Origin of the sequence: Streptomyces sp. C1-1 (assembly GCF_050214755.1) — a bacterium.
In the GTDB taxonomy this organism is placed as follows: Bacteria; Actinomycetota; Actinomycetes; order Streptomycetales; family Streptomycetaceae; genus Streptomyces.
Genome location: NZ_CP189826.1, coordinates 3,275,137 through 3,300,720, shown reverse-complemented (window position 1 = coordinate 3,300,720; position 25,584 = coordinate 3,275,137). Strand labels below are relative to the sequence as shown.

Below are 25,584 nucleotides of genomic sequence, written 5' to 3'. Positions count from 1 at the left end.
CGGGCTCATGGCCCTGCCCGTCGCGTTCTTCGCCGTGTTCTTCGCCTGGCCCGTCGCCGCGATCGTGGCGCGCGGGCTGAAGGCGGACGGGATGTGGCACCTCGGTCGGATCGCGGACGTCGTCACGCAGTCCGACATCCGGCACGTCCTGTGGTTCACCACCTGGCAGGCGCTCGCCTCCACCGCGCTCACGCTCCTGATCGCGCTCCCCGGCGCGTACGTCTTCGCCCGCTTCGACTTCCCCGGCAGACAGGTCCTGCGGGCCGTCGTCACCGTCCCCTTCGTGCTGCCGACGGTCGTCGTCGGTACGGCGTTCCTGGCGCTCGTGGGCCGCGGGGGACTGCTGGACGAGCTGTGGGGCGTACGGCTGGACACGACCGTGTGGGCCATCCTGCTGGCGCACGTCTTCTTCAACTACGCCGTCGTCGTCAGGACCGTCGGCGGGCTGTGGGGGCAGCTGGACCCGAGGCAGGAGGAGGCGGCCCGGATGCTCGGCGCGTCCCGCCTGCGGGCCTGGCGCACGGTCACCCTGCCTGCACTCGGGCCCGCCGTGGCCGCCGCCGCGCTGATGGTCTTCCTCTTCACCTTCACCTCCTTCGGCGTGGTGCAGATCCTCGGCGGCCCGACCTTCTCCACGCTGGAGGTCGAGATCTACCGGCAGACGTCGGAGATCTTCGACCTGTCCACCGCCGCCGTCCTGACGACCGTGCAGTTCGTCGCGGTGGGCGCGATCCTCGCCGTGCACGCGTGGACGGTACGGCGGCGGGAGAGCGCCCTGCGGCTGGTGGACGCGGGCGGCACCGCCCGGCGGCCGCGCGGGGCCGGGCAGTGGGCACTGCTGGCGGGCGTCCTCGCCACCATCGCCGTACTGCTGCTCCTCCCGCTGGCCGTGCTGGTCCAACGCTCGTTCGGCGGCTCGGACTTCGGCTACTACCGGGCGCTGACGAAGGACGACGACACCTTCCTCGTCCCGCCGATCGAGGCGATCGGCAACTCCCTGCAGTACGCCCTCGCCGCCACCGCCATCGCCGTCGTGATCGGCGCGCTGGCCGCCGCGGCCCTCGCCCGCAGGGACGCCGGCCGGCTGGTGCGCGGCTTCGACGCGCTGCTGATGCTGCCGCTGGGCGTCTCCGCGGTGACCGTCGGCTTCGGCTTCCTGATCGCCCTGGACCGGCCGCCGCTGGACCTCCGCTCGTCGTGGATCCTGGTGCCGCTCGCCCAGGCGCTGGTGGGCGCCCCCTTCGTCGTACGGACCATGCTGCCGGTGCTGCGGGCCGTGGACGCGCGGCTGCGGGAGGCGGCGGCCGTGCTGGGGGCCTCGCCGTGGCGGGTGTGGCGCGAGGTCGATCTGCCCCTGGTGCGGCGGGCGCTGCTGGTCGCGGCCGGGTTCGCGTTCGCCGTGTCGCTCGGGGAGTTCGGGGCGACCGTGTTCATCGCGCGGCCCGACAACCCGACGCTGCCGGTCGCCGTGGCGCGGCTGCTCGGCCGGCCCGGTGATCTCAACTACGGCCAGGCGATGGCCCTTTCGACGATTCTGATGGTGGTGTGCGCGGTGGCGCTGCTGGTGCTCGAGCGGCTGCGTACCGACCGGAACGGGGAGTTCTGAATGCTGCTGAGCCTGGAAGACGCCACCGTCCGCTTCGGTGGGCGGGCCGTGCTCGACGCCGTCGGCCTCGACGTCGCCGAGCACGAGGTCGTGTGCGTGCTCGGGCCGAGCGGCAGCGGCAAGTCGACGCTGCTGCGGGTGGTGGCGGGGCTGCAGGAACTGGACTCCGGGCGGGTCTCGCTCGACGGGCGGGATCAGACGGGCGTGCCCGCGCACCGGCGGGGGGTGGGGCTGATGTTCCAGGACCACCAGCTGTTCCCGCAGCGGGACGTGGGCGGCAACGTCGCCTTCGGGCTGCGGATGCACGGGGCGTCCAAGGGTGAACAGGGCGAGCGCGTAAGGGAGTTGCTGGAGCTCGTCGGGCTGCCGGGGGCCGCGGGCCGGGCCGTCGCCTCGCTGTCCGGCGGCGAGCAGCAGCGCGTGGCGCTCGCCCGGGCGCTGGCGCCGCGGCCGCGGCTGCTGATGCTGGACGAGCCGCTCGGCCAGCTCGACCGCTCGCTGCGGGAGCGGCTGGTGGTCGAACTCCGCGAGCTATTCGGCCGGTTGGGCACGACCGTGCTGGCCGTCACGCACGACCAGGGCGAGGCCTTCGCGCTCGCCGACCGGGTCGTGGTGATGCGGGACGGGCGGATCGCCCAGTCCGGTACGCCACTCGAGGTGTGGCAGCGGCCGGCGGACGAGTTCGTGGCCCGCTTCCTCGGCTTCGACAACGTCGTGGAGGGGACGGTCGCTGGGGAGGCGGCGGACACCCCCTGGGGCAAGGTGCCGGTGCCCGAGGACGCCCCCCAGGGCAGCCACGTCCTCCTCGTCCGCCCGGCCGGCGTCCGGCTCGTCCCGGCCGACCAGGGGCTGCGCTGCACGGTCGCCGCCCGCACCTTCAGGGGCACCCACGTCGCCGTACACCTGCAGCCGAGGGAGGCGCCGCGGCTGGAGGCGGCGTGCGCGCTGCGGGCGGCGCCGGAGGTCGGGGACACGGTCGGGGTGGAGTTCGACGCGGCCGAAATCGTGGTGCTGAACTGATCACTCCCTCCGTAGGGTGCGGACATGACACTCCTTCCGCATGACCGCTACTGTGCCGAGATCGCCCACCAGGTCGGCCGGCTGAGGGCGGTGGTGACCTCCGGCGCCGACCTGTCCGCCACCGTCCCCACCTGCCCCGACTGGACCCTGGAACAGCTCGTGCTGCACATGGGCGGCGCCCTGCGCTGGGCGGGGACGCTGGTGCGGACGCGGGCGGCGGAGAACATCGCCGACGAACTGGTGCCGCGCGGCGACGGCCCCGAGACCCCCGGTGACGCGGCCGCCCTCGACGCCTGGCTGGCGGAGGCCGGCGAACTGGTCGTGGGCGCGCTGCGCGAGGCCGGTCCCGACGCGAAGGTATGGAGCTGGGCCGAGCCCCAGACCGCAGGCTTCTGGGCCCGCCGCATGGCCCACGAGATCACCGTCCACCGCGCCGACGCCACGCTCGCCGCGGGAGTGCCGTACGACGTGGCCCCCGACATCGCGGCCGACGCGATCGACGAGTGGCTGGAGATCGTGGAGTTCATGGGCCGGCGCAGGGAGACGGAGCCGCCGCTGCGGACCGGCGGCAGCCTTCATCTGCACGCCACCGACGCCGCGCCGGAGTTGGACGCCGAGTGGCTCGTCGAGGGCACCGGGGAAGGCTTCGTCTGGCGGCGCGGGCACGAGAAGGCCACGGTCGCCCTGCGCGGGCCGCTCACCTCGGTGCTGCTCGCCTTCTACCGCCGACTGCCCCTGGACGGCCCGGGGTTGGAGGTCGTCGGCGAGCGGGAGCTGCTGGAGTTCTGGCTGGAGCGGGCGACGTTCGGCTGAACGCGACCGTGGCCCGTCCCCCGGGGATACGGGGACGGGCCACAGCGTGTTGCGAAGTGAGGCGTCAGCGCGTGCTGTTCGCCCCGCGACGGCGCATGCCGAAGTAGACGGCGCCGCCGCCCACGACGACCAGGCCGCCCGCGATACCGGCGATCAGACCGGTGTTGGAGCTCGCACCGGTCTCGGCGAGGTTGGAGTCGCCGGCCGCCGGGGACGGCTCGTTGTCGGTGCTGCCCGCCGGAGTGGTGCTGCTCTCCGAGGCCGACGGGGTCGGGGACTCCGAGGCCGGGGTCGAGGCGGACTCCGACGGCGAGGGGGTGGCCGGCGGGGTCGACTCGCCCTTGGAGCAGCCCTCGGCGGGGGTGGTCAGGTTCGGCGTGATGTCCTTGTCGACGATCGGGTGGTCCTTGTCCTTCCCGGCCGTGACGTGGACGCGGTACTCGGCCTTGGGCTGCCAGTCCTCGTTGAACGTGACGGTGACACCCTCGCGCGAACCGGTGACGTCCTGCTCACCGATCTGCTTCGCGTCGGCGCCGTTGCTCTCGAGGAACACGGTGATCGTGGCCGGGGTGCCGGAGGCGTCCTTGTCGGTGACGACGATGACGCCCTTGCTGCCGTCGCACTTGGCTTCGGCGGAGAACTCACTGATGTTGCAGGCGAGCGCGGAGCCCGCGGCGCTCACGGCGAGCGCGGTGGAGGCGGCGGCGACGCCCAGGATCTGCGCTGAACGACGCGCGGTGCGGCGAGTTATGGACACGTTTGCCCTTCACGGGATGGCACAACTGCGGGGGGCTGTAGGGGAGGTGACGCGACGGTGAGGTGAGGCTTCACCATCCCCATGAGGCTCACAGGTCTATAAGCGTTCCATAAGGAGTGTCAATCCAAAGGCCTGCACCGCGGGTTGGCTTTACTCGCTTATTAACCACCGAGACGTTTCAATGCCTCCGGGGCCTCCTCGATCCGGTCAACGAGGGCGATACGGGACTCCATCGAGCGTTCCCGGGCGAGTGCCTGCAAGAGGGGCCAGGTCGGCAGCCGCCGCGTCCAGTGCTCCCGGTCGACCAGCACCATGGGCGTCGGCTCGCCCCGCGACTCGTAGTAGTTGGGCGTCGCGTTGTCGAATATCTCCTGTACGGTGCCGGCCGCGCCCGGCAGGAAGACCACGCCGGCGTTGCACCGGGCCAGCAGCCCGTCCTCGCGGGTGGCGTTGGCGAAGTACTTGGCGATGTAGGCGGCGAAGGGGTTCGGCGGCTCGTGGCCGTAGAACCAGGTGGGAATGCCGACCGAGTGGTTGCCCTTCGGCCAGCGGCCGCGCACCTCGAAGGCCGCCCGCGCCCAGTCGGTGACCGACGGCGTGAACGAGGGTGCCCGGGCGAGGAGTTCGCAGGCCTCCTCCAGCATCTCGTCTTCGTACGGCGCCGCGTACGCGCCCAGGTTCGCCGCCTCCATCGCCCCCGGCCCCCCACCGGTCGCCACGGTCAGCCCGGCGCGGCTCAGTTCGCGACCCAGGCGTGCCGCGCCCGCGTACGCCTCCGTGCCGCGTGCCATCGCGTGGCCGCCCATGACGCCCACCACCCGCGCCCCGCGCAGGAGTTCGTCCAGGGCGTCGGAGATGGAGTCGTCGTGCACGGCCCGCAGCGCTGACGCGAAGATGTCGCCGTCCGCCTTGGTGCGCTGGAACCAGGCGTAGGCCAGGGCGTCCGGCGTCTGCTCGTACCCCTTCTCCAGCGAGGCGAACAGCTGGTCGGCCGTGTAGAGGTGCCCGCGGTAGGGATCGAAGGGGAGGTCCGGAACCGGCGGGAAGACCAGGGCGCCGTCGGTCCGGATCTTCTGCGCCGCGTCCTCCCGCATCGGGCAGCCGAGGAAGACCGCGCCCGCGGTGTCGGTGGTGAGCAACTCCCGCGTACGGTCCGTCAGATCGACGGCCTGCACTCGGTAGCCGGCGAGGGTGCCGCGGGCCGAGACGGTCGCGTCGAAGTCCTCGAGCGTCTCGATCTCGCGTTCGTCGTGGTGGGCCGCATGGGCCGGGCTGGTCTGCACCCGGCCATGCTAAGGAGGAGAACGTCGTCGACCGGGCGGGGAACCCTGACGGAGGGACACGGGAGCTCAGGGAGGTCCTGGCCGCCCGGCCGAGGAGGACGTCCGGTACCGGTGGAACCCGGAGCCGCCCGAGCTGTCGTGAGGCCGGAGGGCGTTCAGCTCTGGACGGCCGCAGGGTCCATCCACATGACCTCCCAGGTGTGGCCGTCGAGGTCGTCGAAGGCGCGGCCGTACATGAAGCCGTGGTCCTGGGTCTCGCCGGTCGCCGTGCCGCCCGCGGCGATGGCCTTGTCGACCAGTTCGTCGACCTTCCCGCGGCTCTCGGCGCTCAGACAGATCAGCGTCTCGCTCGTCTTCGTCGAGTCCGCGATCTCCTTCTTGGTGAAGTCCGCGTACCGCTGCTTGCTCAGCAGCATCGCGACGATGGTGTCGCTGATCACGACGCAGGCGCAGTCGTCGGTGCTGAACTGCGGGTTGATCGCGTAGCCGAGCTCCGTGAAGAACTTCTTCGACGCGTCGACGTCGTTGGTCGCCAGGTTCACGAAGATCATCTGCTGGTACATGCGGGTCTCTCCCATCGGGTGTTCGTGCTGTTCGGTGGGTAGACCGCGGTGCGGCGCGCGACTCATCGGCGCTCGGGGAATTTCTTCTACGAACTTCTGCCCACGAACTTCTGCCTGCGAATTTCTTCCTACGGGTTCTCAGCGAGTGAGGGGCAGGGCCGCCAGCTCGGCCACGAGGAGGGTGAGCGGGCCGAAGAGGGCCAGCAGGGCGGCGGCGCGGAGGGCGGCCGCGCTGCGCAGCATGGTGGCGGGGGCGCCCAGACGCTGGAGTGCGGCCGTGGTGTCGGCCCTGGCCTGTCGTGCCTCCACGGCGGCGGTGAGGAGGGTGGCGATCGTGCAGCCGGTGACGAGGAGGGTGCCGAGGGTGGTGAGCGGGCCGAAGGCGGGCTCGTCCGGTTCCGGGGTGTACAGGGCGGTCATGGCGAAGGCGGCGGAGGCCATCGCGCAGACGATGCCGAGGGGGCGGCCGATGCGGCCGGCCTCCTCCATGAGCACACGGCCCGCGAGGAGACGCAGGGCACCGGGCCGGGCGGACTGGAGGAGACGGCCGGTGAGGTGGGTCAGGCCGGGGGCGGTGAGGGCGAGGCCCACGGCCGTGAGGAGGAGGCCGGCGAGTACGGCCGGGGTGGTGGACGCCAGGTTGCCGGGCAGGGCGAGGCTGCGGGTGTTCGTGGCCGCGGCGGCGTACGCCTCCACCGCGAGGCCCGCGGTGAGGGTGGCGATGCCCCAGGGCAGGCCGGCGGGGGGCTTGCGGGGCGCGGGGAGACGGTCGTGGCCGTCGGGGCCGGTCTCGGGCGGCGCGACGTCCGCGAGGGGCGTCCCGTCGGCGCGTGCCGGCCGGGGGCCCGCTGCCTCGCCTGCGGGCGTTCCCGCCGACAGCGGGCGCAGGCGGGCGCCGAAACGGCCGTACGCGCCGAAGGTGTCCCGAGTCGTCGACCTGCGGTACGCGCCGAAGCGGCCGAAGGAGCGGTCCGCGCCCGGTGCCGGCTTCGGGCGGGTCTCCTTCGGCCTGAGCACCAGCATCACCGCTACCGACGCGATCACCGGTACCAGCGCCAGCAGCGTCAGCGCGGCCGGCAGCGGCAGCGGCTGGTCCGCGGCGAGCAACAGCGACGCCGCTCCGTCGAACGGCATGCCCGTGAGGTCGCCCCGCAGGTGCAGGAAGAACAGCAGGGCGGTCATCGAGCCCAGCGTGCAGGACAGGGCCGTGGTCGTGGCCGAGATGGTCATCAGGCGGCCCGGTCCGAGACCGATGGCCGAGAGGCCGGGGCGGGGCCTGGTGGCGGGGTCCGTGCGGGCCACCGCCACCGCGAAGTGGACCGTGGCGGCCAGCGGGGTCAGGCACCAGGCCAGGCGGAACAGGGAGGCGGAGGGGTAGTCGGGGTGGCCGAGGGCGTGGCCGAGGGTGCATAGGAGGAGGAAGCCCGTGCCCGCCGAGGCCATGGCCACCAGGAGGCGGCGCAGGTGTACGGCCGGGTGGGCGCCGCGGGTCAGACGGAGAGCGAGCACGCGGCCCCCTGACCTTCCGTCTCGGCCCCTCGCCCTTCCGGCTTCGCCGCGTGGCCTTCCGGCTCGGGCCCCTCGCCTTCCGGCCGACCCGCTCCGCCGTCCGCTTGCACCCCTCGGCCCGTGGAATCGGCCCCTTGGCCCTGCGCCCGGCTCGCCCGGCTCTCGCGTTCGGTCTCCCGGCCCGCGGGACCCATGTCCTCGCACTGTGCCAGGCTCGCCCGGCTCTCGCGTTCGGTTGTTCGGCCCGCGGGACCGGTCTCCCGGCCCCGGTTCGTCAGGCCTTCGCGTTCGTCGGTTGCTCGGCCCGCGGGACCCGTCTCCCGGGCACGCGCCCGGCTCGTCGGGCCTTCGTGTTCGGTTCCTCGGCTGTGCGGCCCGCTCCTTCGGCTTCCGGGTTCTGCTTTCCGGGCCTGCGCGGGCCTCTCCTGGTCCGTCGATCTGGCTTCCGGGAACGCCGGGAGGTGGAGGGTGTTCACCCGGCGGCCGTCCAGGAGGGACACGGTGCGGTCGGCGAGGGCCGCCGTCTCCGGGTCGTGGGTGGCCAGGACGACCGTGATGCCGTGCGAGCGGGCCGCGGTCGTCAGCGTCCGCAGCACGTGTGCGCGGTCCGCGCGGTGCAGCGGGGCGGTCGGCTCGTCGGCGAAGAGGACCGTCGGCGCGGGCGCCAGGGCCCGGGCGATCGCGACGCGCTGGCGTTCCGCCTGGGTGAGTTCGTGCGGTCGGTTGCGTGCGCGGTCGCCGATGTCCAGGCGCTCCAGCCACTCCAGGGCGGTCGTCTTGGCCAGGCGGCGGCCGGTGCCACGCAGCATGAGGGGGAGGGCGGCGTTCTCCCACACGTTCAGTTCGGGGACGAGGACCGGCGCCGGGTCGATCCAGCCGAAGCGGTCGCGCCGCAGGCGCTCACGGGTGAGCGGGCCCATCGTGTGCACGGGCACGCTGTTGAACCAGACCTCGCCGCGCTGGGCCGGCACGAGTCCGGACAGGCAGCGCAGCAGGGTCGTCTTGCCGCTGCCGCGCGGACCGCTGACGGCGAGGATCTCGCCCTCCTGGACGCCGAGCGAGACGCCGAGAAGCGCGGGCGAGCCGTCGCTGTGCTGGAAGTGCAGGGCGCGTGCCCAGAGCACGTCGTTGTCCGGCGGGGCCACCATGGGCGTACACCTCGGTTCAGATCCGTTATTGCCGTGCCTATCCCCCGTGCGGGGGAACGAAGACAGGGCCGATCGGTCACTCGCACGCTAGGCAGCCGTAGCCCGAAGGCCGGACAGCACACGGCCCCGGGCGCCCGTTTCTCACTCGAACGGGCGGCACCGGGGCCGTGATTGATCTTTCTTGAGTACGTTCCTCAAGGAGGATCAGAGCTTCGTCCACGCCTCCGTCAGCGTCGCGCGCAGGATCTGCTCGATCTCGTCGAAGGTCTCCTGGTTGGAGATCAGCGGCGGGGCGAGCTGGACGACCGGGTCGCCGCGGTCGTCGGCACGGCAGTACAGGCCGTTGTCGAAGAGGGCCTTGGAGAGGAAGCCGTACAGGACGCGCTCGGTCTCCTCGTCGTTGAATGACTCCTTGGTGGCCTTGTCCTTCACCAGCTCGATGCCGTAGAAGAAGCCGTTGCCGCGGACGTCGCCGACGATGGGCAGGTCGTGCAGCTTCTCCAGCGTCGCGCGGAAGGCGCCCTCGTTGTCCAGGACGTGCTGGTTGAGGTTCTCGCGCTCGAAGAGGTCGAGGTTGGCGAGGCCGACCGCGGCCGAGACCGGGTGGCCGCCGAAGGTGTAGCCGTGCAGGAAGGTGTTGTCGCCCTTGTAGAACGGCTCGGCCAGGCGGTCGGAGATGATGCAGGCGCCGATCGGGGAGTAGCCCGAGGTCATGCCCTTGGCGCAGGTGATCATGTCCGGGACGTAGTCGAACTTGTCGCAGGCGAACATCGTGCCCAGGCGGCCGAAGGCGCAGATGACCTCGTCGGAGACGAGCAGCACGTCGTACTGGTCGCATATCTCGCGCACGCGCTGGAAGTAGCCGGGCGGGGGCGGGAAGCAGCCGCCGGCGTTCTGCACGGGCTCCAGGAAGACCGCGGCGACCGTGTCCGGGCCCTCGAAGAGGATCTGCTGCTCGATCTGGTCGGCGGCCCAGCGGCCGTAGGCCTCCGGGTCGTCGCCGAATATCGGGGCGCGGTAGATGTTGGTGTTCGGGACCTTGTGCGCGCCCGGGACGAGCGGCTCGAAGGGGGCCTTCAGGCCCGGCAGGCCGGTGATGGACAGGGCGCCCTGCGGGGTGCCGTGGTAGGCGACCGCGCGGGAGATGACCTTGTACTTGGTGGGCTTGCCGACCAGCTTGAAGTACTGCTTGGCCAGCTTCCAGGCGGTCTCCACCGCCTCGCCGCCGCCGGTGGTGAAGAAGACCTTGTTCAGGTCGCCCGGCGCGTGGTCGGCAAGCCGCTCGGCCAGCTCGACGGCCTTGGGGTGGGCGTAGGACCAGACCGGGAAGAACGCCAGCTCCTGGGCCTGCTTGAAGGCGGTCTCGGCGAGCTCGGTGCGGCCGTGACCGGCCTGGACCACGAACAGACCGGCGAGACCGTCCAGGTAGCGCTTGCCCTTGTCGTCGTAGATGTAGGTGCCTTCGCCCCGCACGATCGTGGGGACGGGGGAGTTCTCGTACGAGGACATGCGGGTGAAGTGCATCCACAGGTGGTCGTACGCGGTCTTGCTGAGGTCCTTCTGGCTCACGGTTATCGGGTTCCCCACATGTAGGTCTGCTTCTTGAGCTTGAGGTAGACGAAGCTCTCGGTGGAGCGCACACCGGGCAGCGCCCGGATGCGTTTGTTGATGACGTCCAGCAGGTGGTCGTCGTCCTCGCAGACGATCTCGGCGAGGATGTCGAACGAGCCCGCGGTCATCACCACGTACTCGACTTCCGACATGTCCGTCAGCGCGTCCGCGATGGACTCGACATCGCCCTCGACGTTGACTCCGACCATCGCCTGCCGGCGGAATCCCACGGTGAGCGGGTCCGTGACGGCGACGATCTGCATCACGCCCTGGTCGAGCAGCTTCTGCACGCGCTGGCGCACGGCCGCCTCGGACAGGCCCACGGCCTTGCCGATCGCGGCGTACGGGCGCCTGCCGTCCTCCTGGAGCTGTTCGATGATGGCGAGGGAGACGGCATCCAGATGAGGGGTGCCGTTCCTGGACTCGCGGGTCGAGTCCCTGTGCTCTGCGCTTCGACTGGCCACGCCCTCACTGTGCACGACGTCTCGACAGTTCCGCAAGGGTGGACCGATGAAATTCGTTGTTTACGCGACTGAGACCTGCGGATTTCGCAGCCTTGGTGCGATCGGGGGTGTTGAAAACGTGGGCTTGCCGATTAGGGTGGGTGTCTCAGCCAATGGACACGTTGGATCCACTCGAACTTGGAGGGCCGGCAGTGAGCACCGAGCTACGTCGTCTGCGCAACCACATCGACGGTGAGTTCCGGGACGCCGCCGACGGACGGACCACCGAAGTGGTCAACCCCGCGACCGGCGAGGCGTACGCCACCGCGCCGCTGTCCGGGCCGGCGGACGTGGACGCCGCGATGGCGGCCGCCGCCGCGGCCTTCCCGGGCTGGCGCGACACGACCCCGGCCGAGCGGCAGAAGGCCCTGCTGAAGATCGCGGACGCCTTCGAGGAGCGTGCCGAGGAACTGATCGCGGCGGAGGTCGAGAACACGGGCAAGCCGATCGGGCTCACGCGGTCCGAGGAGATCCCGCCGATGGTCGACCAGATCCGCTTCTTCGCGGGCGCGGCGCGGATGCTGGAGGGCCGGTCGGCCGGCGAGTACATGGAGGGACTGACCTCGATCGTCCGCCGTGAGCCGGTCGGCGTCTGCGCGCAGGTCGCGCCGTGGAACTACCCGATGATGATGGCCGTCTGGAAGTTCGCCCCGGCGATCGCGGCCGGCAACACGGTCGTGCTGAAGCCCTCGGACACCACCCCGGCGTCGACCGTGCTGATCGCCGACATCATCGGCGGCATCCTGCCGAAGGGCGTCTTCAACGTCATCACCGGTGACCGGGAGACGGGCCGTCTGATGGTCGAGCACCCGACGCCCGCGATGGCCTCCATCACCGGGTCGGTGCGTGCGGGCATGCAGGTCGCGGAGTCGGCGTCGAAGGACCTCAAGCGGGTCCACCTGGAGCTCGGCGGCAAGGCGCCGGTCGTCGTCTTCGAGGACACCGACATCGCCAAGGCCGTCGAGGACATCTCCGTGGCGGGCTTCTTCAACGCCGGGCAGGACTGTACGGCGGCCACCCGCGTGCTCGTGCAGGAGGCGATCCACGACGAGTTCGTGGCGGCGCTGGCGAAGGCCGCCGCCGAGACCAAGACGGGGCAGCCGGACGACGAGGACGTGCTGTTCGGCCCGCTCAACAACCCGAACCAGCTCAAGCAGGTCTCCGGGTTCATCGAGCGGCTGCCCGCGCACGCCAAGGTCGAGGCCGGCGGCCACCAGGTCGGCGAGAAGGGCTACTTCTACGCCCCGACCGTCGTCTCCGGGCTGAAGCAGGACGACGAGATCATCCAGAAGGAGGTCTTCGGGCCCGTCATCACCGTGCAGTCCTTCTCGGACGAGGACCAGGCGGTGGAGTGGGCCAACGGCGTGGAGTACGCGCTGGCCTCCTCGGTGTGGACCAGGGACCACGGGCGGGCCATGCGGATGTCGAAGAAGCTGGACTTCGGCTGCGTATGGATCAACACGCACATCCCGCTGGTGGCGGAGATGCCGCACGGCGGGTTCAAGAAGTCCGGTTACGGCAAGGACCTGTCGGCGTACGGCTTCGACGACTACACGCGCATCAAGCACGTGATGACGTCGCTGGACGCGTAGGGCGTAGCGGGTGAGTGGGACCGGCATCGACAAGGTGTCCGGTCCCCCCGCCTGCGTCCTCGACGCAGCGTCGATTGTCGGTGCACAGTCGGGGGCGGGATGCTGCGGCAATGCCCCTCACACCGAAGAACCTTGCGCTTTCCCGTCGTTCGCTGCTGCTCGCGCTCCTCGGCGGGGTGGCCGGCTGCGGGGTGCCCGCCGCCTACGTGCGGCCCGGTGAGCGTGCCGTCGCGGACCTGTCGGCCCGTCAGAAGAAGCTGACCTGGGCGAACTGGCCGCTGTACATCGACACCGACGACAAGAACCCGGACAGCCGCCCGACGCTGGAGGCGTTCGAGAAGCGCACGGGGATCTCCGTGAAGTACACCGAGGAGATCAACGACAACGACGAGTTCTTCGGCAAGATCAGTCCGGCGCTGATGAACCACCAGCAGACCGGCCGCGACCTGATCGTCATGAGCGACTGGATGTGCGCGCGCTTCGTACGGCTGGGCTGGGTCCAGCAGATGGACCGGTCGAAGCAGCCGAACGTCGCCGAGTACCTCGACCCGCTGCTGCGCTCGCCCGCCTTCGACCCGGGCCGCAGGTACACGGTGCCGTGGCAGTCCGGCATCACCGGAATCGCGTACAACCGGAAGAAGCTCGGCCGCGAGATACGCGGTGTCGCCGACCTGTGGGCGGGCGACCTCAAGGGGCGGGTGACGCTGCTGTCCGGCCTGGACGAGGCGTTCGCGCTGCTGATGCAGGGCAACGGCGTCGACATCACCCGGTGGACGGCCGCGGACTTCGACAAGGTCTGCGACCAGGTGGAGAAGTACGTCGCGAGCGGCCACATCCGCCGCTTCACCGGCAACGACTACACCAAGGACCTGGTCACCGGGGACGTCCTGGCCTGCCAGGCGTACTCCGGTGACGTCATCCAACTGCGGGCCGACAACCCCGACATCCGGTTCGTGGTGCCCGAGGAGGGCGCCGAACTGTGGTCGGACTCCCTGATGATCCCGGACCGCGCCCTGCACAAGCGCAACGCCGAGCGGCTCGTCGACCACTACTACGAGCCCGAGGTCGCCGCCGAACTCGCCGCCTGGGTCAACTACGTCTGCCCCGTGCCCGCCGCCCGGGACGTCCTCGCCTCCGCCAAGGACAAGGACACCGCGGCCCTCGCCGAGAACGCGCTGATCTTCCCGGACGCCGAGATGCGCAAGCGGCTCGTGATCGCCCGGGACATCACGTCGCAGGAGCGGGTGGGGTTCGCGAAGCGGTGGAACGCGATCGTGGGGCTGTGAGTCGACGGCGGCGCGCCCCCGTCAGCGGCGGGACATGCGGATCGCGGCGATGTCGAACTGCAGGCGCACCTTCTCGCTCACCATGGCGCCGCCCTCCGCCAGCCGCTGGTCATAGGTCAGGCCCCATTCGGAACGGTTGATGGTGGTCGTGCCGTCGAAGCCGACGCGCTCGTCCCCGAACGCGTCGGTGACATGGCCGATGTAGGTGAGCTCCAGGTCGACCGGGCGGGTGACCTTCTTGATGGTCAGGTCGCCCGTCATGCGGTAGACATCGTTTCCCACCAGGCGTACGGCCGTGCTGACGAAGCGCATCTGCGGGTAGGAGCGGGCGTCCAGGAAGTCGCGGCCGACGAGGTGGGCGTCCCGCTGCTCCACACCGGTGTCGACGGACGCGGTGTGCAGGACGATCTCGGCCCGTGAGCGCGAGGGGTCGCGACCGTCGAAGTACAGACGGCTTTCGAACTCCGCGAACGACCCCCGCACGGTGGTCACCAGGGCGTGCCGGACGGAGAAGCCGATACGGCTGTGCGCCGGGTCGACGACCCACTCCCCGGTCAGTGGCGCGAGGGAGGGGTCCAGCACCCCGGTCGGTGCCGACTGCTGCTGACCCGGCCTGCGTTGGGGGAGTGCCGGGGTCGTGGGGGCGGGGGCGGTGGGGGGAGCCGGGCGGCGCAGGGACGACGCACGGGTGAACAGGTTCATGATTCACGTACTTACGTCATGCCAACTGCGGCCGCAAGCCTCCTTGGCAACCCGCACACACGGTCGTCACGAATTGCCCTCGGACGTGGAGAAGTTCTCCGGCCGTTCGGCAAGAGGCCTTTCCCGCACGGTGGTTGGGCCGTGGTGCGCCGATCGCGGCCTCGACGGCTTTGCCTTCTCTTTACAACCCGTTCCGGCCCCGCCTCGTCTCTCCGCTCGATCCACCCCACAGCCCGCCGGCCGACCACCGGCCGGGCGGACCGACGAAAGAGAGACCCAGTCATGCGCCGAACCGGCCTCAGTGCCCTGGCACTTGCCTGCACCGCCGTACTGGCGGGCGCGATGCCCGCGTTCGCCGACGGGGCGTCCCAGGCCCCCTCTCCCGTGCCGAGCGCCGCCACGCCGACCGAGCGGCCCAGCACCTCCACCGAGCCCTCCCCGGTCCCGAGCGTCCCGGGCCGACGCGCGAGCGCCGAGCCGACCCGCGCGCCGTCCCGCGGTCAGGTGTCCGTCGTGCCCAGCGGAGCGCCGAACACCGGTGTGGCCGACACCTCGTCGGGGTCCGGGGGCGCGCTGATCGGCGGGGGTGCCGCCGCGGCCGTCGTCGTGGGCGGCGGCGCCGTCCTCCTCCTGCGCCGCCGGCGGGCGAACGGGGCATGAGGCCGCTCGCCGGGCGCGCTCTGGCCGCCGCGGCGCTGGCCGCCCTGCTCGTGGGCTGCGGCGGCGGTGGGGGGAACACCGCCGGGCACGTCGCGAGCGCCCCGTCGTCCTCCGCCCGGCCACCGGCCAAGTCGGTGTCCGCGGTGGGGCGATCGGTCCCGGTCGGGCTCCGGATACCGGCCATCGGGGTCGACACCCCGGTACTGCGGCTGGGCCTGGCCGCGGACGGCACCGTGCAGGTCCCGCCGGTCCAGGCGCACGACCGGGCGGGCTGGTACCGCCACTCGCCGACACCCGGCCAGCGGGGACCCTCCGTGATCCTCGGCCATGTCACGGTCGGCGCCTACGGGGACGGCGTCTTCCGGCACCTGAAGGACCTGCGCCGGGGCGAGCGGATCGAGGTGCGCCTGGAGAACGGCACGGATGCGGCCTTCGCCGTCACTGACGTCCGCACGGTCGCCAAGGCCGACTTCCCCACGAAGGAGGTGTACGGCGACGTGGACCGGCCCGAGCTGCGCCTGATCACGTGCGGGGGAGCCCGTACCGGAGACGGCTACCGCGACAACGTGATCGTCTTCGCGGCGCTGACCTCCGCAAGCCCCTGAACCGCGTCACAGAATCCGGGCCGGGGCAACGATCCGCCCCGGCCCGGGCTCTTCCTCCCAGAGCCGCCCCGCACCCCCACGACCATGGAGAACGTTGAAACGCTCCCGCGAGAAGGCCGCGTCCGAGCTGTTCGCCGCCCTCTATCCGCGCCTCGCCGGCTGGGTCCGCCGGCTGGTCGACGACGACGAGACCGCGCACGAGATCGCCTCGGAGGCCTTCACCCGGCTCTGGGCCCGCTGGACCACCGTGGCGGAGCCGAGCGGCTTCCTCTACGTCACCGCGGCCAACATCGTCCGGGACCACTGGCGCAAGCTGGAGCGCGAACGCCGCGCCGTACGCCGCGCGAAGACCGAGGCGGCGGTGGCCCCGCACCCCGAACAGACGGACCCCTCGGTGCGCCTGCTCGTGCAGTCCCTCCCCGAACGCCTGCGCGTGCCGATCCTGCTCCACTACTACGCTGACATGCCGATCCGGGAGGTGGCCGCCCTCACCGGACGCCGGGAGGGGACCGTCAAGGCGGACCTCCACGCGGCCCGCGAACTGCTCCGCGCCCACCTGAGGAGAAGCGTTGATCACACACTCTGACGAGGGCCCGGACATCGACCCCGAGGACCCGCTCACGGTCCTGCTCCAGCCGCCCGCCCGGCACCTCGGCCCGCCCCCCGGCCGCTACCGGGCCATCCGTCGCGGCGCGGCCCGCCGCCGCTTCCTCAAGGCCGCCGCCGGCGCCGCCCTGACCTGCGGTGTGGCGGCCCTGGCCATCCTTCCGCTGCGCCTGTCCGCCTCGGACACCCGCCCTTCCCCGGTGGCCCCCCTCGCTCCGCCACCGGTGAGCAGCCCCTCGACCCGGCCGCCCGACTCGCCCACCCCCCGCCCGTCGAGCCCCCACCCCACCCCGGACCCCCGGACCGGCAGGCCGACCGCCGGCCCCACCGAGTCGGCCCGCTCCGTGCCCACCACCGCGTCCTCGACCCGGTCCACCCGCACGCCGACCGGCGTCCCCTCGGTGGAACCGTCCGCCGTCCGCAGCGTGCCCGGAGCGTCACCCGGTCAGAGCGCGCGGCGATAGGCGGGCGGAGCACACGGCGATACCCGGACCCAGTTTTTGAACGTGTTCAACAGCGGCGTACGCTGCCCTCATGAGCGACAGAGCCGCCCTGCTGAAGGGCATCCGCGCCTGGTTGGTCCTCTTCGTCGTCTGCCTGGTGCTCAGCGGCGCCACCGCGTTCCCACTGGTGCACGAACTGCACTGGGCCGAGACCCTGTTGCGGTCGCTGTCCGTGCCGCAGCACCTCCCCGCGCTCATGGACTGGATCGAGCACGTCCGGCGCGGCCTCGACACCGCCGACGCCGACTACCCCTTCCTCCTCTACGGCACCGACTGGCTGGCCTTCGCCCACCTCGTCATCGCGGTCGCCTTCTACGGGCCGTACCGGGACCCGGTCCGCAACATCTGGGTCGTCGAGTTCGCGATGATCGCCTGCGCCGGGATCATCCCGCTCGCGCTGGTCTGCGGGCCGATCCGGGGGATCCCCTTCTGGTGGTCGCTGATCGACATGTCGTTCGGGGTGTTCGGAGTGATCCCGCTCTACGTCGTCCGGAAGAAGATCAAGCGGCTGGAGCGGCTGGAGCAGGCCGCCCCGGTGGCCTCAGCGGTTGAAGGCGGGGTAGGCGAAACGCTCGGCGGTGGCCTGGCCGTCGCCCTTGGCGTCGGTGGAGTCGACCGAGTAGACGAGGGTGCGGGAGAGGTCGCGGGTGGCGGCGATCACCGTGGCGTAGCCGGGCCGTGAGCCGGTCTTGCCCCAGATCACCCTGCCGTTGAGCTCGAACCGCTCCAGCCCCGCCGCGTACCGCGCGCCGGGCACGTCGGGAAGCGTGAACATCTCCTGCAGCTGCGGCTCGGGCACCACCCGGCCGCGGAACAGCCCCACCAGCAGCTTCTGCAGGTCGGCGGTGGTGGAGATCAGGTCGCCTGCGGCCTTGCGGTCGGTCATGTTCCAGTCGGTCACGTCCGTCAACTCGCCGTCGATCCAGTCGTATCCGCGGTTGTGGGGGCCGTGGACGCGCGGGTCGGCGCCGACGGGGAACGAGCTGTCGCGCATGCCGAGCGGCCGGAAGACCCGTACCGCGGCCTGGTGGGCGTAGGAGTCCCCGGTCACCTTCTCGATGAGCATGCCGAGCACGGTGTAGTGGATGTTGTCGTAGTCCTGGTGCGTGCCGGGGTCGTACGCCGGGCCCTTGGCGACGGAGGCCGCCACGACCTGCCGCGGGGTCAGCGTCTCGAACCGGTGCGGATAGCCCTCCTCGACCGTGTCGCCGAGGGACGCGCCCGACCGCAGGCCACTGGTGTAGTTCAGCAACTGCCGTACGGTGATGGGCTTGAAGTCCGCGGTGAGCAGACCCGGCAGGTAGCGCTGCACGGTGCCGTCGAGGTCGATACGGCCCTCCGCGGCCAGCTGCAGCACGATCGCCGCGGTGACCACCTTCGTCACCGAACCGGCCCGGAAGCGCCCGTTCTCCAGCGCCGGCGCCCCGGTGCGGACGTCCCGGACGCCCGCCGTCCCTTTCCAGGTCCCGTCGCCGCCGACCCGGATGAGCGCGGCGGTCGCGTCCGCGTCGGGAAGGCCGGCGATCGCGGCGCGCAGGGCCTCGGCGTCGGGCCCGGACGTGTCGTGCGCGGACGCCGGAGCGGGGGCGGCGAACGCGGGGGCCGCCAGGGGACCGGCGGCCAGGGCGAGGACGAGGGAGGCGGCGAGAGCGGTCGAGACACGGGCACGCATGGGCTGCTCCGGAGGTTTCGGCGGTGGGTGTCGAGATCATCCTCGGCCGGTGCGGGCGCACGGGGATCGTCGCTGAGGAGGGGCCGGGCCCTGAGGGTTCCCGGAGCAAGTCCCTTACTGGAGACAGGAGTTGTGGGGGATCGCCCTTACGGGAAGCGCCTTCCGCCCCGGGCGCGCGGAAAAAGTGTTATCGCCGGCGTCCCCTCCGCGTCCCCGACTGTGACCTCCGACATGGACAACACGACCGGTCGGACTGAGAAGGTGCGGTCGCGAAGCGTATGAGCCGGGAGAGTACGGACGTGGACGAAAGAGCCGGACGGCAGTGGCGTGCCACCATCGCCGCCGCGCAGGCCGGTGACCGGCGGGCGCTGGACGACCTGGTCGCGGGCTGGCTGCCGCTGGTCTACAACGTCGTCGGCCGTGCCCTCAACGGCCACGCCGACGTCGACGACGTCGTCCAGGAGACGATGCTGCGGGCCGTCGACCACCTCGGCTCACTGCGCGACCCGGACAGCTTCCGGTCCTGGCTGATGGCGATCGCGATGCGCCAGATCCGGGACCGTGCCCGCCGCAGGACCCCCCGGCAGCTCGACGAGAGTGCGGCCGGGGAGACCACCGACTTCGCCGAACTCACCGTGCTGCGGCTGCAGTTGGCGGGGCAGCGGCGGGAGGTCGCGGAGGCGGTGCGCTGGCTCGACGACGAGGACCGGCAACTGCTGTCGCTGTGGTGGCTGGAGGTCGCGGGGGAGCTGAGCCGGCGCGAGCTGGCCGCGGCCGTCGGCATCAGCAGGCAGCACGCCGCCGTGCGCGTCCAGCGGGTGAAGGAACGCCTGGAGACCTCGCGCGGCATCGTGCGCGCCCTCGACGGCGCCTGTCCGGACCTGCGCGAGCTCACCGCCCGCTGGGACGGCCGGCCCGACTCGGTCTGGCGCAAGCGGCTGGCCCGGCACATCAGGGGCTGCGGCTACTGCGGCGACGCCCGCGAGGCGGTCGTGCCCGCCGAACGCCTGCTCGTCGGCATCGCGCTCGTCCCGCTCCCGGCCGGATTCACCCTCTCCCTGGCCCTCGGCGGCAAGACGGCGGCAGCCGCCTCGTCCGCCGGCTGGTCCGCCAAGATCCTCGGCCTGCTCACCAAGCCGGCGGTCGCGGTGACGGCGGGCGTGACGGTCGCGGTCGGCGGCGCGTACGTCGTCACGCGGACCCCCGACGCGCCGCCGCCGCGCGTGGCGGCCGCCCCCACGGCCGCGAGCACCCACCGCCCGCCCGCCCCCACCCGGTCCGCCTCCGCGTCGCCCAGCCCGTCCCCGTCGGCGACGAAGAGGACGACCGCGCTCTACGGCAGCGTCGTCGACGCCGTGGACAGGGCACCGGACCCCGACACCCCGCCCGCCGTCCTGCCCCGCCGCCCCGGGTCCGGCGTCACCAGCACCGGCGGCGCGCACGCCGTCCTGAACCACCGCGGCGACGCCGTGACCCTCACCGGCACGGGATACGTCCTCGTCCGCTGGCAGATCTCCCCGCAGTACCGCCCGGGCGGTCTGGTCCCGCCCTCCTGGACCGGTCTGAAGGGCAGACTCTTCCACGTCGCCTCGGGCGGCGGCCGCCGCATGGACGACCCCGTCGGCGGGACCGACCCCACCGCCACCGGCATGGGCAGCAAGGCCACCGGCTATGACGTACTGCCCGCCGGCACCCAGCAGATGTGGCAGAACGAGTACTTCTACCTCGACGGCCGTGTCACCCTCACCGTCAACGAACGCGGCGCCGACTACGGCCTCAGCGTCTTCCCCAGCACCTGGGACGCGGCGGAGAAGGACATCACCACCGGCCCCGCCCGGGGCGCGATCCGCTACGGCCTGGTCCGCGACACCGGCAAGGACGACACCCCCGTCCCGCAGTACGTCACCCGGGCGACGCCCGCCGATCCCGCGACGGTGCCTCAGCGCTCCCGCGTGTAGGGCGCCTCCCGCAGCGCGCGCAGGACGTCGACGCGGTTCGTGGTGATCGAGTCGACGCCCAGGTCGATCAGGCGGCGCATCGAGCGGCGGGTGTCCGGGGTCCAGACCGAGAGCAGCAGGCCGTCGCGGTGCACCCGGGCGGCCAGGGCCCGGTCGACCAGCGAGAAGCGGTAGTTGAGCCAGCGCGGGCGCACCGCCTCCAGCAGCACGGGACGCGCGGGCGCCAGCGTGGTGCGGGTCAGCGCGATCTCCGCGGACGGGTCGGCCGCCCGCACGGCGAGCATCTCCTCGGCGCCCGCGCAGTAGTACACCCGCTCCCGTGCCCCGGCCTCCCGCACGGCGTCCACCACCCGGCGGGCCTCCCGCACGTCCCGAGTGCCGGGCAGGTCGATCATCACCCGGCTGCCCTCGGTGGCGGCCAGGGCCTCGGCGAGCGTGGGGATCCGGCCGTCGGTCAGGCCGCGGACCTCGTCCGCGGACAGCGACCGAAGCGGCCGGTCGTGCTCCCACAGCCGCTTGAGCGTCGCGTCGTGCAGCAGCACGGGGACGCCGTCCCTGGTCAGGCGTACGTCGATCTCGACTGCGTCCGCGCCCAGGTCGAGCGCGGAACGCAGCGAGTCGACCGTGTTCTCTCGGACGCGGTACGGGTCGCCCCGGTGGGCCACGGCGGTCAGGTTCTGCATGGCCCCATTGTGGTGGCCGGCGAAGGCGGTACGGCTCAGGGGGCCAGCCACGCCGAGGTGTACGCGTCGATCTCCTCGCGGATGCGGGTCTTGCCGGGCTCGTCCAGGAAGGAGACGTCGACCGCGTTCTTCGCGAGGGCGGCGACGCCCCGCTCGTCGAGGTCCAGGAGGCGGGCGGCGACCGCGAACTCGTTGTTCAGGTCGGTACCGAACATCGGCGGGTCGTCGGAGTTGATCGTCACCACGATCCCGGCCTTCACGAACTCCTTGACCGGGTGCTCGTCGAGGGTGCGGACCGCGCGGGTGGCGATGTTGGAGGTCGGGCAGACCTCCAACGGGATGCGGTGCTCGGCGAGGTGGGCGAGCAGCTTCGGGTCCTGGAACGAGTGGGTGCCGTGCCCGATGCGCTCGGCGTGCAGATGCGTCAGCGCGTCCCACACCGTCTCCGGGCCGGTGGTCTCGCCGGCGTGCGGCACGGAGTGCAGTCCGGCGGCGACGGCCCGGTCGAAGTACGGCTTGAACTGCGGCCTGGGCACGCCGATCTCGGGTCCGCCGAGCCCGAAGGAGACCAGCCCCTCGGGGCGCAGCCGGTCGTCGGTGGCGAGCCGGACCGTCTCCTCGGCCGACTCCAGGCCCGCCTCGCCGGGGATGTCGAAGCACCAGCGCAGCACCGTCCCGAACTCGGCCTCGGCCGCCTTGCGGGCGTCTTCGACGGCGTCCATGAAGGCCCGCTCGTCGATGCCGCGGCGGGTGGAGGAGAACGGCGTGATGGTCAGCTCGGCGTAGCGCACCTGCTGCCGGGCCAGGTCCCGGGCCACCTCGTACGTGAGCAGGCGTACGTCCTCGGGGGTGCGGATGAGGTCCACGACCGACAGGTACACGTCGATGAAGTGGGCGAAGTCCGTGAAGGTGAAGTAGTCGGCCAGGGCCTCGGGGTCGGTGGGGACCTTGGAGTCGGGGTGGCGGGCGGCCAGTTCCGAGACGATCCGGGGGGAGGCGGAGCCGACGTGGTGGACGTGGAGTTCGGCCTTCGGCAGTCCGGCGATGAAGCTGTGCAGGTCGCGGTGGTCGGTCAAGGTTCCTCCCCGGGAACGGCGTCCGGTGCCCTGTGGGCGCGGGACGCGGGTGATCGGCTGATCGGTGAATCGTGGTCATCGTAGACAGACCGCCCGCGGGCCGGGCTCGGCGGTGGTTGGCGGACGCCGGTGGCGGCGGACGGCGGGGACGGCGCGGGTCGGCTACCGGCCCGTCGTACGGGCAGGTCGAGGCTTTACGATGGCCGGACCATCGAGCGAGGGGGACGGGGACGTGGCGGATCAGACACAGCCGGGTGGGGGCGCGGCGCCGGAGCACGATCCGTGGGCGCCGCCCGAGCGCAAGACGTCGCTGGACAAGGGGCCGCGTGATCAGCCGCCCGGCTCGCCGCGGCCGCCGTCCGTGTACGACCAGGCGACCGTGACGTCCGTGCCCTCCGACGGTTTCGCGCCGCCCGGAGCCGGCACTCCCGCCCCTGGAACCCCCGCCCCCGGAACCCCCGGCTACGGCTACCCCGGCCCCGGTACGCCCGCTCACGGAGCCCCCGGTTACGGCGCTCCCGGCTACGGAGCCCCCGGCTATGCCCCGCCCGGCTCGGGCGCCGCCCCCGGTGGCTGGTCCGAGTCCGCCGTGCCGCCCCCGCCCATCGCGCCCACCGGTCCCGGACCGCAGAACCCCGGCGCGCCCGGCGGCTACGGCTATCCCGCCTACCCGCAGGGCTACGGCTGGCCCGGTATGCAGCCGCCCCCGCAGAACGGCCTCGGCACCTCGGCGATGATCCTGGGCATCCTGTCGTGCTGCCTGTTCTGCCTCTACGGCATCGTCTCCCTGATACTCGGCGTCCTCGCCGTGATCCTCGGTATCAAGGGCAAGCGGCGGGCCGACCGCGGTGAGGCGACCAACCGCGGTCAGGCGCAGGCCGGCTTCGTCACCGGCATCGTCGGCATCGTGCTCGGCATCGCCACGATCGCCCTGATCGTCTTCGCGATCGTGGCCGCCGTCAACGACGAGCGGAACAACGTGGACGACGGCCCCTCCTACAACTCCGCGCCCCGCGTCACGGCCCCGCTCCTGCCCCAGGTCTGACAGCGAGGGCACCGCGCCCGACGCCCGGGCGGCTCACTCCTGCCGCAGCCGCTCCCGGGCCCGCATGAGTGCGAAGCCCAGCAGGTTCGGTCCGCGCCAGCGCTCCGGGTCCGCCGCCGCCTCGTCGTCGGCCGCGAGGCCGATGCCCCACACCCGGTCCACGGGGCTCGCCTCCACCAGCACCCGGTCCCCGGTGTTCAACAGGAACTCCCGCAGCTCCGGGTGCGCGGCGAACTTGTGGACGCTGCCCTCGACGACGACGGCGAACCGCTCGCGCCGCCATGTCTCCTCGTCGAAGCCGCGCACCAGCCGCCCCGCCTTCTTGGCCTGCGAGGGGTGCCCGGCGGCGAGGATCCGCTGCTCGGCCTCCGGGTCGGCGAACAGCCGTGCCTTGCCCGCCATCATCCAGTGCTCGGCGGTCCCGTACGTCACTCCGTCCACGGTGAACGGCGCCGGCCACCACTGACTCAGACAGCTCGCGCCGATCCGTCCGTCCGGCAGCGGACGGTGCCCCCAGAAATGCAGGTACTTCACCCTCGACCCCGCGCGGACCTCCCTGACCAGGGCTTCCCGCGAGTCGATACTCCCCGTGATCCTTTCCATGCACGCGAGTCTCGCAGCCACCACTGACACTCCGTCCTCCCTTTTCCGCGGTCACTCGACACCTGGTCGACAGATTCCGTCGCGTAACCGAAAGGCAACAACGGAATCACTTGTAGGACCGCTATTGCTCTGTCAGGATCGGCACTCAAATCGAGCTGGAGCTACGCCACCCGCCCTTTTCGGCAGCGGGGCGACGGCGGAGGAGAGCGACATGCAGAACCCGGGTACCGCCACCCCGGACCGATTCCCCGCGCAGGACCGCTTCGCGGACGGCGCCCAGTACATCGGCGGCCGTCTGACGAAAGGCACGTCCGGCCGCACGCACGCCGTCGTCGACCCGGCGACCGGCGAGGAGGTCTGCACGTACGAGCTGGCCGGCACCGACGACGTGGACGCCGCCGTCGCCGCCGCCCGCGAGGCGTTCCCCGGCTGGGCGGGCCTCACCCCGGGCGACCGCTCGGACGCCCTGCACCGTTTCGCCGCCGTGCTCGCCGACCGCGCCGAGGACTTCGCCCGCGCCGAGTCCCTGCAGTGCGGAAAGCCGCTGAAGCTGACCCGTGAGTTCGACGTGCCGGGGACCATCGACAACACCGCGTTCTTCGCGGGCGCCGCCCGGCACCTTCAGGGGCAGTCCGCCGGCGAGTACTCCGGCGACCACACCTCGTACGTCCGCCGCGAGCCCATCGGCGTGGTCGGCTCGATCGCCCCCTGGAACTACCCACTCCAGATGGCCGCCTGGAAGATCCTCCCGGCGATCGCCGCGGGCAACACGATCGTGCTCAAGCCCGCCGAGCTCACCCCGCTCACCTCGCTGATGTTCGCGCAGGCCGCCACGGACGCCGGCATCCCGGACGGTGTCGTCAACATCGTCACCGGGACCGGCCGGGTGGCCGGCGAGCACCTCGTCGGACACCCCGACGTCGCCATGACCTCCTTCACCGGCTCCACCGCCGTCGGCAAGCGCGTCGCCGAGATCGCCACCGCGACCGTCAAGCGCCTCCACCTGGAGCTGGGCGGCAAGGCCCCCTTCGTCGTCTTCGACGACGCCGACCTGGAGGCGGCCGTGCACGGCGCCGTCGCGGGCGCCCTCATCAACACCGGGCAGGACTGCACGGCCGCCACGCGCGCGTACGTGCAGCGGCCCCTGTACGACGCGTTCGTGGAGCGGACGGCCGCCCTGATGGAGACCGTCCGGCTGGGCGACCCGTTCGCCCCCGGCACCGACCTCGGCCCGCTCATCTCCCACACCCAGCGCGACCGGGTCGCCGGGTTCGTCGAGCGGGCGCGTGCCTACGCGCGCGTGGTCACCGGCGGCGAGGCGCCCGACGGTGAACTCGCCAAGGGCGCCTACTACCGGCCTACCCTGGTCGCGGACGCCGCCCAGGACAGCGAGATCGTCCAGTCCGAGTTGTTCGGCCCGGTGCTGGTGGTCCTGCCGTTCGACGGCGACGACGAGGGGATCGCCCTCGCCAACGACACCCCGTACGGCCTCGCCGCCTCCGCCTGGAGCCGGGACGTCTACCGGGCGAACCGCGCAACCCGCGAGATCAAGGCGGGCTGCGTGTGGGTCAACGACCACATTCCGATCATCAGCGAGATGCCCCACGGCGGGTACAAGGCGTCCGGCTTCGGCAAGGACATGTCCTCGTACTCGTTCGAGGAGTACACCCAGATCAAACACGTCATGTTCGACAATACGGCGGTGGCCCGCAAGGACTGGCACCGCACGATCTTCGGGGACCGATAGCAGCAGGAAAGGCCGCCCGACCCGCGGCCGCCA

General features: G+C 71.9%; 23 protein-coding genes and 2 pseudogenes. 13 read left to right on the top strand and 12 right to left on the bottom strand.

Features of this window, described 5'->3' with window-relative positions; translation table 11 throughout:
* The first annotated feature begins 7 nt into the window (after nt 1–7).
* Genes ACQF4J_RS14810 through ACQF4J_RS14800 form a run of 3 tightly spaced genes read left to right on the top strand, consistent with a single transcriptional unit; the run spans nt 8 to nt 3,439 of the window.
* Nucleotides 8–1,606, top strand: coding sequence for an ABC transporter permease (locus tag ACQF4J_RS14810; protein WP_427165790.1), 1,599 nt, complete (start codon nt 8–10; stop codon nt 1,604–1,606).
* Complete coding sequence (locus ACQF4J_RS14805; RefSeq protein WP_427165789.1) at nt 1,607–2,626, top strand: ABC transporter ATP-binding protein; 1,020 nt, start codon at nt 1,607–1,609, stop codon at nt 2,624–2,626.
* A 24-nt stretch (nt 2,627–2,650) separates the two neighbouring features.
* Nucleotides 2,651–3,439 (top strand): maleylpyruvate isomerase family mycothiol-dependent enzyme, encoded by a 789-nt coding sequence (locus ACQF4J_RS14800; protein ID WP_351568247.1) that lies wholly within the window; start codon nt 2,651–2,653, stop codon nt 3,437–3,439.
* A gap of 64 nt (nt 3,440–3,503) precedes the next feature.
* Here ACQF4J_RS14800 and ACQF4J_RS14795 read toward each other — a convergent pair whose 3' ends face one another.
* From ACQF4J_RS14795 to ACQF4J_RS14765, 7 genes and pseudogenes are all read right to left on the bottom strand, one after another.
* Entirely contained in the window at nt 3,504–4,196 is a 693-nt protein-coding gene (locus tag ACQF4J_RS14795; RefSeq protein ID WP_351568244.1) for an LAETG motif-containing sortase-dependent surface protein, read from the bottom strand.
* Between the two features lie 161 nt (nt 4,197–4,357).
* Nucleotides 4,358–5,479 (bottom strand): LOG family protein, encoded by a 1,122-nt coding sequence (locus ACQF4J_RS14790; protein WP_427165788.1) that lies wholly within the window; start codon nt 5,477–5,479, stop codon nt 4,358–4,360.
* Nucleotides 5,480–5,634: 155 nt separating this feature from the next.
* Entirely contained in the window at nt 5,635–6,042 is a 408-nt protein-coding gene (locus ACQF4J_RS14785; RefSeq protein ID WP_351805147.1) for a VOC family protein, read from the bottom strand.
* A gap of 138 nt (nt 6,043–6,180) precedes the next feature.
* Nucleotides 6,181–7,551 carry a hypothetical protein gene (locus tag ACQF4J_RS14780; RefSeq protein ID WP_427165787.1) on the bottom strand — a complete coding sequence of 457 codons (1,371 nt, stop codon included), beginning with the start codon at nt 7,549–7,551 and terminating at the stop codon, nt 6,181–6,183.
* Between the two features lie 443 nt (nt 7,552–7,994).
* A pseudogene (locus ACQF4J_RS14775) lies at nt 7,995–8,699 on the bottom strand (ABC transporter ATP-binding protein); the annotation flags it as partial.
* A gap of 204 nt (nt 8,700–8,903) precedes the next feature.
* Complete coding sequence (locus ACQF4J_RS14770; protein ID WP_351568235.1) at nt 8,904–10,268, bottom strand: aspartate aminotransferase family protein; 1,365 nt, start codon at nt 10,266–10,268, stop codon at nt 8,904–8,906.
* A gap of 2 nt (nt 10,269–10,270) precedes the next feature.
* Nucleotides 10,271–10,789, bottom strand: a complete 519-nt coding sequence (locus ACQF4J_RS14765; protein ID WP_142142785.1) for an Lrp/AsnC family transcriptional regulator — start codon at nt 10,787–10,789, stop codon at nt 10,271–10,273.
* Between the two features lie 176 nt (nt 10,790–10,965).
* Between ACQF4J_RS14765 and ACQF4J_RS14760 the strand changes: the two genes are divergently transcribed.
* Nucleotides 10,966–12,405, top strand: coding sequence for a gamma-aminobutyraldehyde dehydrogenase (locus ACQF4J_RS14760; protein ID WP_351568232.1), 1,440 nt, complete (start codon nt 10,966–10,968; stop codon nt 12,403–12,405).
* 110 nt (nt 12,406–12,515) lie between these two features.
* On the top strand, nt 12,516–13,691 hold the full coding sequence (locus tag ACQF4J_RS14755) for a polyamine ABC transporter substrate-binding protein (protein ID WP_351568229.1): 1,176 nt from the start codon (nt 12,516–12,518) through the stop codon (nt 13,689–13,691).
* Between the two features lie 21 nt (nt 13,692–13,712).
* Here the strand turns inward: ACQF4J_RS14755 and ACQF4J_RS14750 are convergent, their stop codons facing one another.
* Nucleotides 13,713–14,393 carry a YceI family protein gene (locus ACQF4J_RS14750; protein WP_351805104.1) on the bottom strand — a complete coding sequence of 227 codons (681 nt, stop codon included), beginning with the start codon at nt 14,391–14,393 and terminating at the stop codon, nt 13,713–13,715.
* A 282-nt stretch (nt 14,394–14,675) separates the two neighbouring features.
* Here ACQF4J_RS14750 and ACQF4J_RS14745 point away from each other — a divergent pair, with 282 nt between their 5' ends.
* The 5 genes and pseudogenes from ACQF4J_RS14745 to ACQF4J_RS14725 form a co-directional block, all read left to right on the top strand.
* A complete protein-coding gene (locus ACQF4J_RS14745; RefSeq protein ID WP_351568223.1) occupies nt 14,676–15,053 on the top strand; it encodes a sortase-dependent protein in 378 nt (125 codons plus the stop codon).
* On the top strand, nt 15,050–15,658 hold the full coding sequence (locus tag ACQF4J_RS14740; RefSeq protein WP_427165786.1) for a class F sortase: 609 nt from the start codon (nt 15,050–15,052) through the stop codon (nt 15,656–15,658). The genes ACQF4J_RS14745 and ACQF4J_RS14740 overlap by 4 nt, the downstream gene beginning before the upstream one ends.
* Before the next feature lie 94 nt (nt 15,659–15,752).
* Nucleotides 15,753–16,244, top strand: coding sequence for an RNA polymerase sigma factor (locus ACQF4J_RS14735; protein WP_272177376.1), 492 nt, complete (start codon nt 15,753–15,755; stop codon nt 16,242–16,244).
* Entirely contained in the window at nt 16,228–16,728 is a 501-nt protein-coding gene (locus ACQF4J_RS14730) for a hypothetical protein (RefSeq protein WP_351568216.1), read from the top strand. Before ACQF4J_RS14735 ends, ACQF4J_RS14730 begins: the two co-directional genes overlap by 17 nt.
* Before the next feature lie 70 nt (nt 16,729–16,798).
* A pseudogene (locus ACQF4J_RS14725) lies at nt 16,799–17,314 on the top strand (hypothetical protein); the annotation flags it as partial.
* Here the strand turns inward: ACQF4J_RS14725 and ACQF4J_RS14720 are convergent.
* Nucleotides 17,309–18,439, bottom strand: a complete 1,131-nt coding sequence (locus ACQF4J_RS14720; protein WP_351568213.1) for a serine hydrolase domain-containing protein — start codon at nt 18,437–18,439, stop codon at nt 17,309–17,311. The pseudogene ACQF4J_RS14725 and the gene ACQF4J_RS14720 overlap by 6 nt on opposite strands.
* A 278-nt stretch (nt 18,440–18,717) precedes the next feature.
* Between ACQF4J_RS14720 and ACQF4J_RS14715 the strand changes: the two genes are divergently transcribed.
* Entirely contained in the window at nt 18,718–20,397 is a 1,680-nt protein-coding gene (locus ACQF4J_RS14715) for an RNA polymerase sigma factor (RefSeq protein ID WP_427165785.1), read from the top strand.
* Here the strand turns inward: ACQF4J_RS14715 and ACQF4J_RS14710 are convergent.
* Together ACQF4J_RS14710 and ACQF4J_RS14705 are read right to left on the bottom strand one after the other, a co-directional pair.
* Nucleotides 20,379–21,080, bottom strand: coding sequence for a glycerophosphodiester phosphodiesterase (locus ACQF4J_RS14710; RefSeq protein ID WP_351568207.1), 702 nt, complete (start codon nt 21,078–21,080; stop codon nt 20,379–20,381). The two genes, ACQF4J_RS14715 and ACQF4J_RS14710, sit on opposite strands and share 19 nt — an antisense overlap.
* 35 nt (nt 21,081–21,115) lie before the next feature.
* Nucleotides 21,116–22,210 carry an adenosine deaminase gene (locus ACQF4J_RS14705; protein WP_351568402.1) on the bottom strand — a complete coding sequence of 365 codons (1,095 nt, stop codon included), beginning with the start codon at nt 22,208–22,210 and terminating at the stop codon, nt 21,116–21,118.
* A gap of 178 nt (nt 22,211–22,388) precedes the next feature.
* Here ACQF4J_RS14705 and ACQF4J_RS14700 point away from each other — a divergent pair, with 178 nt between their 5' ends.
* On the top strand, nt 22,389–23,201 hold the full coding sequence (locus tag ACQF4J_RS14700; RefSeq protein ID WP_427165784.1) for a DUF4190 domain-containing protein: 813 nt from the start codon (nt 22,389–22,391) through the stop codon (nt 23,199–23,201).
* Between the two features lie 33 nt (nt 23,202–23,234).
* Here the strand turns inward: ACQF4J_RS14700 and ACQF4J_RS14695 are convergent, their stop codons facing one another.
* A complete protein-coding gene (locus ACQF4J_RS14695) occupies nt 23,235–23,804 on the bottom strand; it encodes an NADAR family protein (protein ID WP_351805094.1) in 570 nt (189 codons plus the stop codon).
* A 211-nt stretch (nt 23,805–24,015) separates the two neighbouring features.
* Between ACQF4J_RS14695 and ACQF4J_RS14690 the strand changes: the two genes are divergently transcribed.
* Nucleotides 24,016–25,551: a gamma-aminobutyraldehyde dehydrogenase gene (locus ACQF4J_RS14690; protein ID WP_351568198.1), complete on the top strand. Its 1,536-nt coding sequence runs from the start codon at nt 24,016–24,018 to the stop codon at nt 25,549–25,551.
* Nucleotides 25,552–25,584 lie beyond the last annotated feature (33 nt).